This is a genomic window from Longimicrobium sp. (assembly GCA_036389795.1).
Classification (GTDB): Bacteria; Gemmatimonadota; Gemmatimonadetes; order Longimicrobiales; family Longimicrobiaceae; genus Longimicrobium.
Window position 1 is genome coordinate 32,388 of record DASVWD010000157.1, and the last position, 16,587, is coordinate 48,974.

Annotated in this window: 16 protein-coding genes; 4 read left to right on the forward strand and 12 right to left on the reverse strand. The window is 70.9% G+C overall.

What is annotated here, in order from left to right; genetic code table 11:
• Positions 1-12: 12 nt before the first annotated feature.
• Complete coding sequence (locus VF746_21400) at positions 13-516, reverse strand: transposase (GenBank protein HEX8694981.1); 504 nt, start codon at positions 514-516, stop codon at positions 13-15.
• 431 nt (positions 517-947) lie between these two features.
• On the opposite strand from VF746_21400, the gene VF746_21405 reads away from it, so the two are divergent.
• A complete protein-coding gene (locus VF746_21405; GenBank protein HEX8694982.1) occupies positions 948-1,397 on the forward strand; it encodes a DUF1499 domain-containing protein in 450 nt (149 codons plus the stop codon).
• A 24-nt stretch (positions 1,398-1,421) separates the two neighbouring features.
• Positions 1,422-3,839, forward strand: coding sequence for an endopeptidase La (gene lon, locus VF746_21410; protein HEX8694983.1), 2,418 nt, complete (start codon positions 1,422-1,424; stop codon positions 3,837-3,839).
• Between the two features lie 668 nt (positions 3,840-4,507).
• On the opposite strand, the gene VF746_21415 is transcribed toward lon, so the two are convergent.
• The gene (locus tag VF746_21415) at positions 4,508-4,648 is read right to left on the reverse strand and encodes a sigma 54-interacting transcriptional regulator (GenBank protein ID HEX8694984.1); all 141 of its coding nucleotides are present in this window, start codon (positions 4,646-4,648) and stop codon (positions 4,508-4,510) included.
• Positions 4,649-5,751: 1,103 nt separating this feature from the next.
• On the opposite strand from VF746_21415, the gene VF746_21420 reads away from it, so the two are divergent.
• Positions 5,752-6,735 carry a BTAD domain-containing putative transcriptional regulator gene (locus VF746_21420; GenBank protein ID HEX8694985.1) on the forward strand — a complete coding sequence of 328 codons (984 nt, stop codon included), beginning with the start codon at positions 5,752-5,754 and terminating at the stop codon, positions 6,733-6,735.
• A 198-nt stretch (positions 6,736-6,933) separates the two neighbouring features.
• On the opposite strand, the gene VF746_21425 is transcribed toward VF746_21420, so the two are convergent.
• Both VF746_21425 and VF746_21430 read right to left on the reverse strand, forming a co-directional pair.
• Positions 6,934-7,251 (reverse strand): hypothetical protein, encoded by a 318-nt coding sequence (locus VF746_21425; protein HEX8694986.1) that lies wholly within the window; start codon positions 7,249-7,251, stop codon positions 6,934-6,936.
• A 194-nt stretch (positions 7,252-7,445) separates the two neighbouring features.
• Complete coding sequence (locus tag VF746_21430) at positions 7,446-7,631, reverse strand: hypothetical protein (GenBank protein HEX8694987.1); 186 nt, start codon at positions 7,629-7,631, stop codon at positions 7,446-7,448.
• Positions 7,632-8,305: 674 nt separating this feature from the next.
• Between VF746_21430 and VF746_21435 the strand changes: the two genes are divergently transcribed.
• Entirely contained in the window at positions 8,306-9,031 is a 726-nt protein-coding gene (locus tag VF746_21435; protein HEX8694988.1) for a BTAD domain-containing putative transcriptional regulator, read from the forward strand.
• A 157-nt stretch (positions 9,032-9,188) separates the two neighbouring features.
• On the opposite strand, the gene VF746_21440 is transcribed toward VF746_21435, so the two are convergent.
• From VF746_21440 to VF746_21475, 8 genes are all read right to left on the reverse strand, one after another.
• Positions 9,189-9,488, reverse strand: coding sequence for a hypothetical protein (locus tag VF746_21440; protein ID HEX8694989.1), 300 nt, complete (start codon positions 9,486-9,488; stop codon positions 9,189-9,191).
• Positions 9,485-10,261: an enoyl-CoA hydratase-related protein gene (locus VF746_21445; protein ID HEX8694990.1), complete on the reverse strand. Its 777-nt coding sequence runs from the start codon at positions 10,259-10,261 to the stop codon at positions 9,485-9,487. The genes VF746_21440 and VF746_21445 overlap by 4 nt, the downstream gene beginning before the upstream one ends.
• On the reverse strand, positions 10,258-10,620 hold the full coding sequence (locus VF746_21450; GenBank protein HEX8694991.1) for a hypothetical protein: 363 nt from the start codon (positions 10,618-10,620) through the stop codon (positions 10,258-10,260). Before VF746_21450 ends, VF746_21445 begins: the two co-directional genes overlap by 4 nt.
• 11 nt (positions 10,621-10,631) lie before the next feature.
• Complete coding sequence (locus tag VF746_21455) at positions 10,632-10,919, reverse strand: hypothetical protein (GenBank protein ID HEX8694992.1); 288 nt, start codon at positions 10,917-10,919, stop codon at positions 10,632-10,634.
• Positions 10,920-11,042: 123 nt separating this feature from the next.
• The gene (locus VF746_21460) at positions 11,043-11,207 is read right to left on the reverse strand and encodes a hypothetical protein (GenBank protein ID HEX8694993.1); all 165 of its coding nucleotides are present in this window, start codon (positions 11,205-11,207) and stop codon (positions 11,043-11,045) included.
• A 364-nt stretch (positions 11,208-11,571) separates the two neighbouring features.
• Positions 11,572-13,161, reverse strand: coding sequence for a glycosyltransferase family 39 protein (locus tag VF746_21465; GenBank protein ID HEX8694994.1), 1,590 nt, complete (start codon positions 13,159-13,161; stop codon positions 11,572-11,574).
• A 195-nt stretch (positions 13,162-13,356) separates the two neighbouring features.
• Positions 13,357-13,626: a DUF202 domain-containing protein gene (locus VF746_21470; GenBank protein HEX8694995.1), complete on the reverse strand. Its 270-nt coding sequence runs from the start codon at positions 13,624-13,626 to the stop codon at positions 13,357-13,359.
• A 97-nt stretch (positions 13,627-13,723) separates the two neighbouring features.
• The gene (locus VF746_21475; GenBank protein HEX8694996.1) at positions 13,724-16,120 is read right to left on the reverse strand and encodes a galactose oxidase-like domain-containing protein; all 2,397 of its coding nucleotides are present in this window, start codon (positions 16,118-16,120) and stop codon (positions 13,724-13,726) included.
• Positions 16,121-16,587 lie beyond the last annotated feature (467 nt).

Below are 16,587 nucleotides of genomic sequence, written 5' to 3' on the forward strand. Positions count from 1 at the left end.
GCCCCTCGGTGGTTATCGCCAGGTGTTCGGGTTCTCGCGGTCCAGGTGCCACGCCAGCGGGTTCTCGGCGATGTACTTCCGCACCTTGAAGAGTTCTTCGTCCGTGCGGATCACCCGGTCATGGAATCCCCGCTGCCAGATCGTAGTGCCCGGGGTGTTCCGGAGCGTGTTGACGCGTGACGACACCGCGGACTTGAACGAACCGACAATGGAACCAAGCGCAGGCATACGACCACCTTGCCCTGAGCCTGCCGAGCGCTGCGTGAGGTCGAGAATACCGTGCACATGGTTCGGCATGACGACGAATGCATCGATCACCACACCGGGGTAGTGCGTAGGGATCTCATCCCAGCATAAACGGGCAATTTCACCTGCATCGGAAAGACGGACTCCATTCTCATGCACCTCTCCGAACAGCAGCGCCCGGTCGTGCGTACAGATCGTGACGTAGTACATCCCCGGCTGAGAGTAATCGTACCCCCGTACCCGCGTGTGCTTGCGTACCGGCAGATCCATTTGTCTCTCCGTAGGGGCGAGGCATGCCTCGACCGTGAATGCCAGTCCCTGCACGAGCGCTCCCCGTCGCACTGAAACCTCGTAGGGGCGAGGCATGCCTCGACCGCTGGATCTTCGCCCTGGTACACAGGCCACTAAACGGACGGACCTTACAATCGCGTCAATTCCGCCGAAACGCAATAGTTAGTCGAGGGAGTGGATACACCCAGTGTATCCGCCGGGACGGGCGAGGCATGCCTCGCCCCTACGGACTGTGGGGCGCTGGCCAGCTGATATCGAGGCGGAGACCGCCTCACCCGGCGTATCCGCCGGGAACGGGCGAGGCATGCCTCGCCCCTACGGTGGGATGTGGCACAGAGCAGCCGGGAGGCCGGGGCGGGACCGCCCTGGATCGCCCCGGTCGCTTCCCCGCGCGGCCCCCGCGACGTAGATTGCCCGCCTTTCGAACTCCCGGGCCGGCCGCCGGCCCGGACCGCGCTCCCCCGCAGCGCCGCGACCCCGTGGGCCCCTTCCGCAGAGGCCTCAGCCGGGCCTGGACCGACCCCGACTCGCCCGACCCGCGGCTCACGGGGCGCGAGTACGCCGTCCCCTTCGTACGGGTGTGGACCGCAGCGCTGGAGACCGCGGCCCAGGGGCAGCGCTGGACGGTGCTGGCCAGCGACCCCCGCCGCGGCGAGATCCACGCCGAGGCGCGCCCGCGCCTGCAGCGCTTCGCCGGCGACGTGTGGGTGCGCGTCTCGCTCGACGAGGACGGCCAGACCCGCGTGGACGTCGCCTCGCAGTCGCGCCGCGAGGGCGCCGACTTCGGGGCCAACGCCCGCCGGATTGCCCGGTTCTTGCACGCGCTCGACCGCCGCCTCGGCGACGGGGCGCCGGGCTAACCAGAAGCCAGACCGCGAGATAGGATGCCGAAGCTCCCGGAGCGGATCCCGGTCCTCCCCATCCGCAGCACCATCGTCTTCCCCGGCGGGGCCACGGCGCTGCAGATCGGCTTCGCCCCCAACGTGGAGGCGCTCACCCGCCACCCCGAGCGCGACCTGGTGGTGGCCATGGTGTCCACCTCCGACGACGACTTCCCCCTGGACCCGCGGGGGCTGGAGAAGGTCGCCACCGCCGTGCGCGTGCTGGACCGGCTGAACCTCCCCGGCGGCACCATCCAGACCACCCTCCAGGGCTTGCGCCGCATCCGGCTCGACGACGTGCGGCTGGAGGACGACTATTACTCGGCCACCCCGCGCGAGGTGAAGGAGGTCCCCGCCGCGCCCGAGGACGCCGACCCGCTCATCGAGAAGGTCCTCAGCACCCTGGGCGGGGTGGCCGCCCGCGTGGAGCGCATCCCCGACGAGGTGCCGCGCATCCTGCGCATGAACCTGGGCGACCCCGGCCGCTTCGCCGACCTGGCAGCCAACCTCTGCAACCTCAAGCTGCAGGCGCGCGACGCGGTGCTCCAGGAGCTCGACGTGGAGAAGCGCCTGCAGCTGGTGCTGGCCGCGCTCGAGGAGGAGTGGGAGCACCTCCGCGAGATTGAGCACGAGCACGAGGCCGCCCAGGGCGAGGAGCCGCTCCCCCAGGGCGGCCGGGAGCGCAGCGCCGAGATCCGCCGGCGCATCCAGTCGCTGCAGGCCGAGCTGGGCGAGCTGGACCCGGTGGAGCGCGAGGCGAACGAGGCGCTGCGCCTGGTGGAGCGCGCGCAGCTGCCGCCGCGCGTGGCCGCCACCGCCCGCCGCGAGGCCGAGCGGCTGCGCTCCACCTCGCTCACGGCGTCCGAGGCGCAGGAGATCCGCGCCTACCTCGACACGCTCGTCTCCATCCCCTGGACGCGGCAGGCCAACGGCGGCGTGATCGACCTGGCGGCCGTGCGCACGGCGATCGACTCCGAGCACCTGGGGCTGGAGGAGCCCAAGCGCCGCCTGCTGGAGGTGGTGGCCGTGGCCGAGTTGCGCGGCGACCTGCGCGGCCCCATCCCCTGCCTGGTGGGCCCGCCCGGCGTGGGGAAGAAGACGCTGGCCCAGGCTGTGGCGCAGGGGCTCGGCCGCCCCCTGGTGCGGCTGGAGCTGGGCGGGCGGAGCGAGGCCCAGCTGGTGGGCTCGCGCCGCTCCAGGAGCGGCGCGCAGATGGGCAAGCTCATGCAGCTCATCCGCGACTCGGGCGCGCGCGACCCCGTGTTCCTGCTGGAGGAGCTGGACGAGGTGGGGCTCGGCAACGTGGACGGCGATCCCGTGGAGGCGCTGGAGGAGACGCTCGACCCCGAGAACCGCGACGCCTTCACCGACCGCTACCTGGACGTGCCGTTCGACCTCTCCGAGGTGTTCTTCATCGGCTCGGCGGCCGACTTCTACCGCATCCCGCGGGACCTGCGCGACTACTTCATCGAGATCCGCATCGCCGGCTACACCCCCGAGGAGAAGATCGCCATCGCGCGCGAGTGGCTCTTCCCGCGCATCGTGGCCGAGCACGGGCTGCTGCCGGAGCACGTGCGCATCGACGACGACGCGCTCCTCTTCCTCACCCGCGGCTACGCGCGCGACTCTGGCGTCGGCAACCTGCGCCGCTCGCTCGCCGCCATCATGCGCTACATCGCCGCCGAGCGGGCCGTGGGCACCGACGCGTGCTGGATCATCGACCGCGGGCTGATCGAGGAGGTGCTGGGCTACCCGCGCCACAGCGCCACCCCCGCCGAGTCGGCCCCCGAGGTGGGCGTGGTCACGGGGCTGGCGTGGACGGCTTCGGGGGGCGAGCTGATGTTCATCGAGGCGCTCAAGATGCCGGGGACCGGGCGGCTGATCATCACCGGCCTGCTGGGCGACGTGATGCGCGAGTCGGTGAACGCCGCCTTCAGCTACGTGCGCTCGCGGGCCCGGGAGCTGGGGATCGAGAAGGGCGCCTTCGTCGACTTCGACATCCACGTGCACTTCCCCGTGGGCGCCACCCCCAAGGACGGCCCCTCGGCGGGCGCGGCGGTCACGCTGGCCATCGCCTCGTCGCTCTCCGAGCGCCCCGTGCGCCACGACGTGGCCATGACGGGCGAGGTTACGCTGCGCGGCAAGATCCTGGAGATCGGCGGGGTGAAGGAGAAGGTGCTGGCCGCGTACCGCGCCGGCATCCAGCAGGTGATCCTCCCCTCGGGGAACAGGCGCGACCTGCGCGACGTCCCCGCCGACGTGCGCGAGGGGATGAGCTTCCACTTCGCGGACCGCATGGACCAGATCTTCGACCTGGCGCTCCTGGGCGAGCCCAGGGTGGTGCGCGACGAGGAGGAGGAGCCCTCCGAGCCCGTCCGCCTCCCCGTCGAGCCCGACCGCCAGGCCGCGAAGGAAGCGTAGAGGCGCCTTCGCGGTTCGATGAGGATGCGGCAGGGGCGGCTCCGTGTGCGGGGGTCGCCCCTTTTCGCATTGTCTGCTCTCCGCCCGCCTGACCCGCTCCTCGTCCCTTCCCATACCCGGACGGAGCAGTGAAGGACCGCAGGAAGCATGTCCTCTGGCCGCTCTTTCCCAGCTACGTGTTCGTGCGCTTCGACCCGCGCGAGCTTGCCGACGGGACCCCGGGCAGGTGTACCGGGCGGCGGTGAACTACGAGGAGCAGTACTCGCTCTGGCCCGCGCACCGCGAGCTGCCGCTGGGCTGGAACGACGCGGGGAAGACGGGGCCGAAGGACGAGTGCCTCGCCCACATGGAGGAGGTGTGGACCGACATGCGCCCGCTGAGCCCCCAAAGGAAGATGGAGGAGATGGCGGCGACACCGAGGCGAGGAGGAGCCAATGGCCCGAGATGGGGAGGTACTGCAAGGCGTACCACATACGCAGGCCTGTGCTGCTTCCGGGAGGGTGACCCTCGAAACCTGGAGAGCTGATACGCCGCGAGACATGTCAGAACAAATCGTTATAGGGTGTTGTAGCGCTCCCTGCACCGCACAAAGAGGTGCTTGCACAGGCTGGGGAGTCTTCTTTGCGCTCGCGCAGGGGCGGCAGGGTGAGCTCGATCATCCGCAGCCGCTAGTAGAGGTCCTCCCGCAGCACTCCCGCCTCGAACACCTGGCGGAGGTCGCCGCTGGACGCGGTGATGATCCGCACGTTGACCTTGGGAGACGTGGTGCTCCCCACCCTGCGGATCTCCCGCTCCTGGATCGCCCGCAGCTTGGCCTAGATATGGGGTGCCCACCTCGGTGATCTCGTCCAGCAGGAGCGTGCCCCTTCGGCCGCCTCGAAGCACCCTACCCACGCGGCCGTGGCGCCAGTAAAGGTCTTTTTCGTGGCCGAACAGCTCCGCTTCCACCAGCCTGTCGGGAAGCGCAGCGCAGTTTACGGCAGCGAATGGACGATTCGAACGGCCCGGAGTGGGCTTAGACAAGTGTACAACTCGTTAGGAGGCGAACATTGCGAATCGAGCCCAGCTTCGCGAACCGGACAGGTGTCTTGTTTGTTAGAATAAGTTGTCCTAAAAGTCTTGGGGATGCCCAGGAGCATGGATGCAGTGTCGTGCACAGAATAAACAGAATAAGAGAGGACCGTGCACAGAATAAACAGACGCTCCAAAAGTGACAAAATACCGGAAGTGCATACAATCAAACGACTTATTCGTCTGGGGCTCCTGATGCTTTCTCCTGGCCCTCACCTTGCCTTCCTATGGTCCCGCCACGTTGCGAAATGTAACGCGGCAGTCGTCCCTATTGCGTCGTATTTCGGACGAGACGTGGTGCGGCGAGATGCCCTGTAGGGTACTACGACGCGTCAAGCAGTCGTAAGCCCAAACGTTTTAATGCAGGAGACACGATGAAGTGGCCTCTATCGATCCCAGGCAATTCCCGTGGAGTCACGATGAGCCGATCTCTTGCTCCTCGCCCGGAGCGGCGGTCCGCCAAGACGCTACTCTGCTACGTCCTGCCGGTTCAGTCGGAGTTGGCGCCGGTGTCGGCGCCGTGGCACCGCCGCCCCACCTTTCCAGCGGTGCCCCACCGCCAGCCGCAGTATTCGCAACGCAACCCCCGTGTGCACAGCGGCGCCGTTCGGAGCTCCCGGCTCCGCGCGCAAACGGGTAAGTGATTATGCGCCCGCTGCTTACGTTGGACAGTACCCCCCCGCCGCGACGGGCGGTCTTCCTGCCCTGTGCTGCTGGAATTCAAATAAACCACAGAACCGGCCTCGGAGTTGCCACTGAAAAGTTGGCGTCTCGCGCACCGTCCTTCTCGCGGAGCGCCCCGGGCCACACGCGTTTCCGACACACACCCATCCCTTCCATTATGACGGCAACGAACTTCGGGCCACGGCTCTACCTGCGCACGTTCGGCGCTCCCCATCTGCTCGCCCACTCGGTTCCCTTCAAGCTGCGGGCGAAGGACCTGGCGCTGCTGGTGTACCTGCGCCTGCAGCAGCCGACCGTCCACCGCCGCACCAGGCTGGCGGCGCTCCTGTGGGCCGAGCACTCCGAGCACGACGCGCGGCACTCGCTCACGCAGGCTGTCGTCCGGCTGCGCAAGGTGCTGGGCGCGGGGTCCATTGTCACTACCAAGGAAACGGTCCAGTTCGTCGGGCGACTCGAGTGCGACGCCGCGCAGCTGCAGGAGGCCGCGCGCCGCGACGAGCCCGGGCTGCTGGAGCTCTATGCGGGCGAGTTCCTGGCCGGGCTGAGCCTGGGGGAGGGCGCCCACGACTTCGACAACTGGGCGAGCGCGCGGCGGACGGAGTACAGGGAGCTCGCGGCCGGGCTGCTGGACCGGTGGGGCGCGGCCGCCGAGGAGCGCGGCGACTGGCCCGCCGCGCTCCGCTTCGCCCAGCGCCAGGTGGAGATCGACGAGTACGACGAGTCCGGGCACCGGCGCGCGATGCGGGCCTTCGAGGCCCTCGGCCAGCGCAACCGGGCCCTCCTGCACTACATGCAGTACGCCGCGCGCGTGCTCTCCGAGCTGGGGCTGAAGCCGGAGGACGAGACCACGGCCCTGTACGAGAAGATCCGCCGCTCCGCCGGCCCCGACTCCCCCGGTCCCCCCGATTCGCCCGATCCTCCCGATCCCCCCGACCCGCCCGAGCCGGGCCCTTCCCTCCCCGGCCCGTGGGCGGGACCGGCCCCGGCCGCACCGGAAGCGGAAGCGGGCGGCGAGCCGCGGGAGGCGGAGCCCGATGGCGCACACCCGGCGCGGCGCCGCTGGCTGGTGCCCGCGGCGTTGGCTGCGGGGCTCGCGCTCGCCTGGGCGGCCACACGCGGCGGCCCGCGCCTCCACCTGTAGCGCGTCCTGTCACCCCGCCGGATCACAGGATTCCTCATAGACGGAGATGGGCGGCGGTGCGGTCTCCGCCGAAGAGCCGAGGGGCGGCCGTGGACCGGCCGCCCCTCTTCCGCGTCATCCCCGGCGGTCCTCCTGGGCGGCGAGGCCGCGTGCGTCGCGCGCGGCGAGACGCGCCGGGGAGGCCGCACGGGGCTCCGGCTAACAGCGCGTCCCTGAACCGAGCATGCCGTTGCGACAGACGGTGTCGGGCGGCTGGGTCGTGTCTTCGAAGCGCGGCTGCACGGAGCTGGTCGTGTCCCGCGGCTCCGTGGGCAGGGAGTCGGCGCACGCCGCCACGAGCGCGGCGGCCACCAGTGCGGCAAAGAACTTTCTCGTCATTTTTCCTTCTCCGTTAAACGGTGAGGGGGTGCGCTCGGCGTTGTCACCGAGCAGGTTGGCACCCACCAAGGCTATTGTGGACCTCGCACATAAAACGAATTTTCCCCGCACCTCCCGCTCAGGTGCGGCGTGCACCATGGCCTCCCCCCGCACGGTCGCCGCTCACCTGCGGCTCGCCTGAGAATTTGCCTGAGAATTAGTAGGACGGGCGGGGAGAATTTCACCCCTGGAGCCGAGCCCCCGGCCGACTCGCCTGGTACGAGTATGCGGAAAACGAAAATCCTTCCGCATTCCGCCGCGGCCGGGCGCCGACGCCACGGAAGACCCCCGGATCAGCACCGGGTGCCCGAGCCGAGCATCCCGTTGCGGCACGTGGTGTCGGGCGGCGGCTGGGTTGCCCCGTCCTCGAAGCGCGGCTGCACGAAGCTCGTCGTGTCCCGCGGCTCCGTGGGCAGGGAGTCCGCGCACGCCGCCACGAGCGCGGCGGCCACCAGTGCGGCGAAGAATTTTCTCGTCATCTTACTTCTCCGTCAGACGGTGAAAGGTGCACCCGGCATGGCACCGGGCAGGTTGCGCCTTCCACGCTATCGGCCACCCCGCACCCGGGACGCACGCGCCCCGCACTCGGGGCACACGCAGCTCGCACCCGAGGCGCACACACCCCGCACCGAAAGCACACGGACGTTTGCACCGGCGTCAGACGTGGCGTAATCACTGATCCGCAACCCCGCACGCGTCGCGAGGCCTCGATGAACATCAGCTCGCCCCCGAGGCCGTCCACGCCAGCCCCGTAACCACGCCACTTCAGGGACCGACTCGGCGGGGGTGGCGCTGTGGTGTTGGTGCACAGTCGCTTCACGTCTCTTGTCACTGATTTGCAATGGCGCGAAGGGAGTCTTGCTGTCTCTAAGTGCAGAGATTGCACACCCCTACCACTGTGCGTGCGAGCGCGTGCACAACGCTCCTTGAGGGCCAACAATTACAAACACGACGAATTTATAGGACTTATTTGCGACAAGTGGTGACGTTCCTCTCTGGTCCTAGCCTTGCCCCTCTCCAGGCCCGCTATGGGGTTGTAAGGTCTTGGGCCTGTAGGATCGCCCTGAGGCTGACACTTCGAGATTGCACACCCCTACCACTGTGCGTGCGCGCGTGCACAACGCTCCTTTACTGGAGAACGTGGGAGGAAGGGATGGAGCGAGACGGGCGGAAGTTCCTCCAGACGCTCGGGCACCCGGTCCTGCGAAGGGAGGACGGCAGCGTCGTGGGCGGCCTGCTGCGCTATCGCAAGGACCTGGCGCTCCTGGCCTACCTGGCCATTGAGGGCGCCCGGCCGCACTCGAGGGCCTGGCTGGCCGCGCTGCTTTGGGGCGAGAGCACCGAGCGCCTCGCCCGGCACTCGCTCACCCAGACGCTCGGGCGCATCGCGCGCACGGCCGGCCGCGACGCGCTGGTGGTGGAGAGGGAGAGCGTGCGCTGGACGGGCGCCGTGCAGTGCGACGCGGTGCTGCTGCTCGGCGGCGGCCCGCCCGCGGGCGTAGACGACGAGCTCGCGCTCTACGCGGGGCCGTTCCTGGAGGGCTTCGAAGCGGGCTTCGGGTCGAGGGAGTTCGACGAATGGGCGGGGCGCCGCCGCGCGGACCTGCGCAACGCGGCGCTGGCCCGGCTGGAGCGGCTCGGCGCCGAAGCCGAGGCTACCGGTGACTGGGACCGCGCGCTCCGCTTGGGCGAGCGCGCTGTACAGATCGACCCCGTCTGTGAGCAGGGGCGGCGGCGGGTGATGCGCGCGCTGGCCGCCCGGGGCGAGCGCAACCGCGCTCTGCGCTACTACGAGGAGTTCGCCGCCTGGCTGAAGAAGGAAGTCGGAGCCGACCCCGACCCCGACACCCGCGCGTTGGCCGAGCGCCTGCGCGCCTGAGACGCCGCCCACCGCTCGCGCAACGCAGCGACCGTCCCGGCGCCAGGCCCTGCCCGCCTCTTCAGGCAAGCAGCTCTCCTGTCGATGGAAATTCGCGGGAATATTGAAGCCGCCGCAGCGGATCTCGCTACGGCGGCATCTCCATCGTGCGAAACGATCAGGATCGCTCGTCGGGTGGCCCGTGCGGCGGCGGTTCGCCGCGAGGCGCGTCGGCCGGCTCTCCCACGCCGTCGTCGTCCCCGTCCTCTGCGTCTGCGTCCGCGTCCGGCGGCCCCTCGTCGCGCTCGAAGAAGCGCAGCGCGAAACCGGCGACCAAAATGACGAGGGCGAAGCCCACCAGCGCGTCGCGCCGCAGCGCCATCCCCAGCAGGAGCACGGCCGCGCCCGCGAAGAAGAACTGCACCTTGAGGTCGAGGAACCGCCCCGGGCCGCGGGGCCGGCGGGAGAGGAAGATCATCCGCGCTCCAGGAAGCGCGCCACGCCGGCCTGCATGTCCTCCGTCATCCGCGCCACCACGTTGACGTCGGCCCCCGCGCGGACGGCCGCCTCGAAGCCCATGGCGTCGGAGTGGTAGAGGAGGCGCTTGGAGAGCTGCACCGCCGAGGGGCTGCGCTCGGCCAGCTCGGCCAGCACCGCGCCCGTCTCGGCCGCGAAGGCGTCGTCGGGGAAGACGCGGTTCACCAGCCCGATCCGCTCCGCCTCGGCCGCGGAGACGGGCGCGCCGCGCACGATCAGCTCGAAGGCGCGCTTCTCGGAGACATTGCGGCGCAGGATGGCCATCACCATGGCCGGGACGAAGCCGATGCGCACCTCCGGGTAGCCGAGCTGCGCCGACTCCGCCGCCAGCACCAGGTCGCACGCCGTGGCCAGGCCGCACCCGCCGGCCAGCGCGCGCCCCCGCACCAGCGCCACCACCGGCTTCTTCATCCGCCGCGGGAGGAGGAAGAGCTCGGCCAGCTCGTCCACGTCCTCCAGGTTCTCCATCACCGACGCCCCGGCGATTTTGCGCAGCGCCGAGAGGTCCGCCCCCGAGCAGAAGTCCTTCCCCGCCCCCTCGACGGCCACCACGCGCACCTCCGGGTCGGCGTCGGCCTCGCCGAGCGCGGCCTTGAGCGCGGCCACCAGCGCGGCGTCCAGGGCGTTGCGCTTCTCCGGCCGGTTCAGCACCAGCCGGGCGACGCCGCCCTCGCGCCGCGCCAGGAGCGGCGAGGCCTCCGGCGCGTCGCTCACGACGGCGTCCCGGCCGCCCCGAGCGCCAGGGCGGCCACCTCGTCGGGGACGTCGACCTCCAGGCGCAGCATGGCGGTGGAGAGCACCTTCCCCTGCGCGTCGGTCTTGAGCGAGACGGTGCCGCCGCCGCCCAGCGCGCCGTGCAGCAGGAAGTTGAGCGCCTCCAGGTTGGGGAGCTCGAAGCGCTCGACCCCGCCGTGGACGATTCCCGCGAAGTGCGCCTTCACGCGCTCCGGGGTGAGCTGCTCCACCAGGACCGGGTAGAACTCGGGGCGTAGCGCGATCACGCCCACGTTGGCGGTGTCGCCCTTGTCGCCCGAGCGGGCGTGGGCCAGGTGCACGAGCTGGATGCGGGGCATGCGGCAGGGTTTCAGTCGGTCGGTGTCCTGGCGCGCGCGAAGAGCGCCGCCGCGCCGAATATCAGCGCGAACACGAAGATCGCAAGGGCGATGTAGAGCTGGCCGAAGGCGACGAAGACGATCGCGATCAGCACGGCGGCCGCGATCAGGAGGATCCTGAGCGGCGATGCACCCCGGTTGTCCATGACCCGGTCTCCATCCGAAGTCGACGGTCCGACCGGGCCGCCGGGCTGCAAGCGCCGCGCCGATGCCCGCTCCAGCGCCTGATCGGGATCGGCGAGCGCGCGGGATCCAGGCACAAAAAACCCGCCGGCCCGGGGCCGGCGGATGCGGCACGCACCTCTCTCTACCGGTCTCCCGCGCGGGAAGAGGCCGGGGGCTCGGACCGGCTCCGGAGCCCGGGCGCCGCGGCGCCCCGGGGCTCAGTCGCCGCCGAGGTACGACATCAGCGCGCCGCCGACGAGTCCTCCCGCCAGCAGCAGGAGCGGCAGGGCGACCAGCCCGTAGCCCATCGCCACCACCACGGCGACGACCACGAGGGCCGTCAGCCAGACGGCCGCCCAGCGGGAAAGCTGGACTGCGTGCATCGGTACTTCTCCCGGGAGGCGGCAGGTTCAGCGTGTCGCGCCTCCCTGCCCCGAAGATAGACGGGCGCTCCGGAAGGGACAAGCGGAACAGATGGCGGGTGCCGGGGCGGGTTGCCGGGCGGATGAATCCGCGGCAACAACGGCGAGAAGCCTGCCTGCGCAGGCTGGTTCGGTGCGGAGGCTGCTTTCAGCGCAGGCAGGCTGGCTTCGAGGCGCGAAGCGCGCGGGCGCAGCCCGCCAGTCCGCGCAGGCGGACTTCGTGTAGTCGTAGCGGCGAATTCATTCGCCTGTGCAGGCGAACTTCGTGTAGTTGTTGCAGCGAATTCATTCGCCCCTGGATGGTCTCACCCTGGACGAACCCTCTTCAATCGTCCTCCCGCAGCTGCGGCCAGAGCGCCTGGAGCGTGGTGGTGAACCCCTCGGCCACGTAGATGGTGTTGCCGCGCTCCTCGCCGACGGCCCAGGGGTGGTCGACGTAGCCGGCGCGGGTGACGGTGCGGAAGAGCGGGCGCAGGTCCTCCGCCGGCTCGCCGATGGTGATCAGCACCTCGCCGGGGAGGCGCCCCGGGCCGAAGAACCAGTACGTGCCCGCGTCGCTCACCGCGCCCGGCAGCCCCCAGCGCGGCCCGTAGAAGTCGATGGCGCCCGCCTCGCCGTAGTTGCCGCCCCACACCACCGCCTTCGCGCGCTTCTCCGGCGGCAGCGAGCGGTAGACCCGCGCGATCTCGCGGACCTGCTCCGGCCAGCCGAGCATATCGGCGTAGTCCTGCGGCAGCCGCTCCATCTCCCCGCGGTTGTTGCGGTTGGCCTCCTCCATCCCCACCGAGCGGGTGTACGCCGCCATCCGCTCGGGCGGCAGGATCGGCACGCCGAGCGGCAGGAGCACGATCCCCACGGCCGCGACCACCGCCACCAGGCCCCAGCGCAGCGCACCGGCCCCGCGCCCCCGCAAGTCCGCCAGCCACGCCGCGCCCGCGCCCAGCAGCAGCGGGTAGACGGGCCCCGCGTAGTAGGCCTTCCCGTGCAGCAGCATCAGGATCAGCACCGCTAGCACGCACGCCCACCCCGCGACCCGGAACGCCCTCGCCCGCCCCGCCAGGAGCGAGACGGCGCCTGCGGCCGCGAGCACGAACGCCGGGCCGATCATCATCACCTGGCCGAGCAGGAAGTCCAGGTAGCCCACGTGCGCGAGCTGCGACTCCTGGAGGTCGGACATCGAGCCTGCCACCGGGAAACCGAGCCGCACCTGGCCGACCAGGCTCGGGCTGCCGACGGCGAGCGCGGCGGCGAGCGCCAGCCAGGGCCAGGGCGTCAGCAAGTCGCGCCGGTGCCGGGTGAGCAGGACGGCCCCGGCGAGCGCCGCGCCGAAGAAGAGGATGCTGAACTTGGTGAGGAGCCCCGCCCCGCACGCCAGCCCCACCGCGAGCCACCAGCGCGGGTCGCCCGAGCGGCGCAGCCGCAGCAGCGCGTACAGCGCCAGCGTCCACCAGAGCTGGTCGAAGACCACGGGCTGGAAGAGGTTGGCCGTGCGCTGGAAGAGGACGCCCGAGAGCACCGCCAGCGCCGCCGCCCCCTGCGCGAAGCGCCCGCCCCCCAGCTCGCGCGCCGCGAGCGCCGCCAGCACCAGGACGAGCGTCCCCGCGAGCGCCGGCAGCAGCCGGATCGAGAGCAGCGAGTCGCCGAAGAGCGCGCGCTCCGCTTCCGCCGCGATGGCGATGAACGGCGGGAACTCCATCCGCCACAGCTCCAGATGCCGCCCCATCGCCAGGTACAGCAGCTCGTCGCGGTGGACGCCGTACGGCGTGAAGGCGTTGGTCGCCAGGTGCAGCGCCAGCTTGACGGCCGCGAGCGCGCCCACGACCGCCCACGCCACCGGCGGCCGCGGCGGCGGCGCGTCGGATGCCGTCGGTTCGCGGGTAGCGGCGCGAGACGGGTCGGCCTGTACGATGGCCATGGTCGACGAGGAAAGGAGGGGAGGAGAGCCGGCGACCGGGAGAGAAGGTCAGCACGAACAAGATGCCCTCTCCCGCGCCGCCACGGGAGAGGGACGCTCTTGCGAGAGAGCTGTGCGGCCACGATCACCGCCGCACGGCAGGCCCGATCGAGAAGCATGGCCTCGGCGCGCCACCGCCTTCGATCGCGCGCGGCGTCAGGCCTGTGCGGCGGGTGTGCGGTTCCGGTGCAGGTGCCGCCGCACGGTGAGGAACCGCCAGATCCCGAGCACCATCACGAGCGCGCCGGCCACGAGCAGGACCCAGCCCCCGCTCCGGGCGGCCGGGGTTTCGACGAACCCGAGCAGTCCGGCCCCCGCCCCGGCGAGCGCGAGCGCGGTGCGGACGTACGCGAGCAGGGTGCGCTCGTTCGCCAGGAAGGTGCGGTCGAGGGCGAGCTGGTCCCGGAGTTCGGTCTCGGATGCCATGCCGCAGGATGGCACCGCTCCCGGCGGCCGGCAAGATCCGGCCTCCGGATCCCGGCGTCACGCACTTCGCACCTCGCATTTCGCACTCTCCCGCTCCTCACGGCCCCACCTGCACCAGCCTCCCCACCGAAGGCACCTGCCGCCCGTCCGCCAGGCGGTCGATGCCGAAGAGCATGTACCACCCCGGCGGCGCCACGCGCGCGTTCGGGGGCGCGGCCACGGTGAGCGAGCTCGTGGTCCGGCCCGTGATGGAGAGGAAGAGGTGCCGCTGGTCCGCGTTGAAGGCGTGCGTCACCGAGCCGCAGCGCACCAGGGTCACCGCGTCGATGGCCGCCGCCTGCGGCGAGCCCACGGTGAACGAGGTGCCGTAGCGCACCAGCGCCGGCGCGCTCACCGACGGGCGCGCGGCCCCCCACCCCAGGTACGGCGGCGAGTAGACCTCCAGGCGCAGCTCCTGGGTGCGCCCCTGCTTCCCGTCGTGGTTGGAGCCCGCCACCCACACCCGCCCGTCCGGCAGCAGGAGCGCCACCGAGTGGTAGACGCGGGGGACGGCGATGCTCCCCGCCGTGGACCAGGCGCCCGTCTGCGGGTCGAAGATCTCCGTGATCAGCACCGCCTGCGCGTCGGTGTCTTCCGTGGAGGCGGTACCGCCGACCACCAGCACCTTGCCGTCGGGGAGGAGCACCGCGTTGCACTGGCGGCGGCGCGGGTTGGCGCCGTGCCGGGGCGTGGCCGGCACCACGCGCCCGGTGAGCGACGCCCAGGCCGCGCCGGTGGCGCTCCCGCCCGGACCCAAATCCAGCAGCCGCGGGCTCACCTCGCCCACCTCCAGCACCCGGGTGCGATAGTCGGGCGGCTGCAGCGGCAAGAGCACCGACGACCACCAGTAGCCCACCGGGTAGCCGGTGCCGGTCGACACGGTCGTCCACGCGCCCGTGGCGGGGTTCCACTTCATGGTGTCGCCCGACATCGGGCTGGCGCACAGCACCTCGCCGGTGGGGAGCACGTGCAGCCGCGGGTAGGTCTCGGGAACGTCGTGCCGCTCGCCCGCGCGGACCCAGCTCCCCGCGGGCGCCGGACTGGGCTGGAAGACCTCGAGCGTGGTGTTGACGTGGCGCGCGTCCCCCTCGCCCGGGATGCCGGACATGGCCAGGATGCGCCCGTCCGGGAGCGTCACCAGCGTGGGGTACCAGCGCCCGCCGGCCGGCATCGGCGCGGCCGCCGCGAAGGCCTGGGCGGCGGGGGTGAAGAGGGTGGCCTCGCGCAGGCCGCTGAAGTTCCCCTCGTGGCTGGAGCTCCCGTAGTCGTCGGTCCCCCCCGCGGCCAGGAGCCGCCCGTCGGGGAGGAGCGCGTGCCCGCTGCAGAAGAGGTCGTGGGCCGGGGCGCGCACGTAGGCGATGGCCTGGGTGGCGGGGTCCCACACGCGGGCGGTGTCGACCTGGCCGTTGTCGTTCGCGGCGGGGTCGTTCTCGCTCCCGCCGAAGTAGAGCACGCGGCCGTTGCCGAGCAGCGCCGCGTGCACCGCCAGCGCCTCGGCGTTTTCCAGGAGGAAGTTGAAGCCCACGCGGTACTGCCCGCGGTTCTCGCCCACGGGGTTCTGGACGTGGAAGACCACCAGGTCCTGCCCGCCGTCGCCCTGCAGGTCCGCCACCGCGATCCCCGCCCCCTGGTCTTCGGGGCCGAACCCGCCGGGGACCCGCGCGCCCCGGCTCCACCCGCCGGCCACGTCTCCCGCGGCGCTCAGGTTCCAGCCCACGTTGTAGAACGCCTGGTTCTCGCCCTCGAAGTCGGCCAGCTGGAAGACCACCAGGTGGCGGGCGGCGCCCACCCGGGCGATCGCCACCCCGGCGCCCTGGTGCTCCGGCAGCCACAGGCGCGACACCTCCTTCACCGGGCTCCACCCGCCGGTCACGGCCCCTACCCCGCCCGCGTCCAGGTTCCAGCCGATGCGGTAGTAGCCGTGGTTCTCGCCCGGCGGGTTGGTGATGTGGAACACCAGCAGGTCCGGCCGGCCGTTGCCGCTGATGTCGGCCACGGCGATGTCGGCCCCCTGGTCCTCGGCCCCGAACCACCCCGGCACCTGCTGCACCGGGGTCCACCCGCCCGTCACGTTGCCGCTGGTGTCCAGGTTCCACCCGATGCGGTAGAAGCCCTGGTTCTCGCCCGCGGGGTTGGTGACGTGGAACACCACCAGGTCGGGGCGCCCGTTGCCGCTGACGTCCGCCACCGCGATCCCGGCTCCCTGGTTCTCGGCGCCGAACCAGCCGGGGACCGGCTTGACGTCGCTCCAGCCGCCGGTGACCTGGCCGTAGGGGTTCAGGTTCCAGCCGATCCGGTAGTAGCCGTGGTTCTCGCCGGCAGGGTTGTCCAGGTGGAACACGACGAGGTCCGGCCGGCCGTTGCCGCTGACGTCGGCCACGGCGACCGCCGCGCCCTGCGTCTCGTGCCCGAACCAGCCGGGGACGGTGAACTGGTCGCTCCAGGAAGGGTGCATGAAGGCCTCCGCATTACCGGGAAGGGGACGTGCCCGCGGGAGCCGCGGGCGGTGGGCACGCGCCGCGCAGGCACCTTCCGCGCCCCTTTCCGAGCCCGCGCCGGGCCCGCCCAACCCCCTGCGGAGGAACGGAATTACACGGAACGTCCCTCCAGTGCGCAGGACGGCCCAATGCGCGCGCTGTCCGGGATACGTCCCTATCGAGACACCGCCGCCACAGGCCGGGAACGGATGTGCACGTGTCAAGCTTCGCGTCGCGCGCCTCCCCGGCATCCGTTTGAAACGAGCCTCTGATACCAGATTGCCGAGCATTGTTCTGGTTCCGAACAGATTGGAATCACACAGAGGACACAGAGAACACGGAGGAACTGAAGACGCGATTGAAGTTTCTCTGTGTCCTCTGTGTCCTCTGTGTGATGCTCTATCAGAAAGCTGTACCCGAACGATGCTCTGCAAAGTGGTATCAG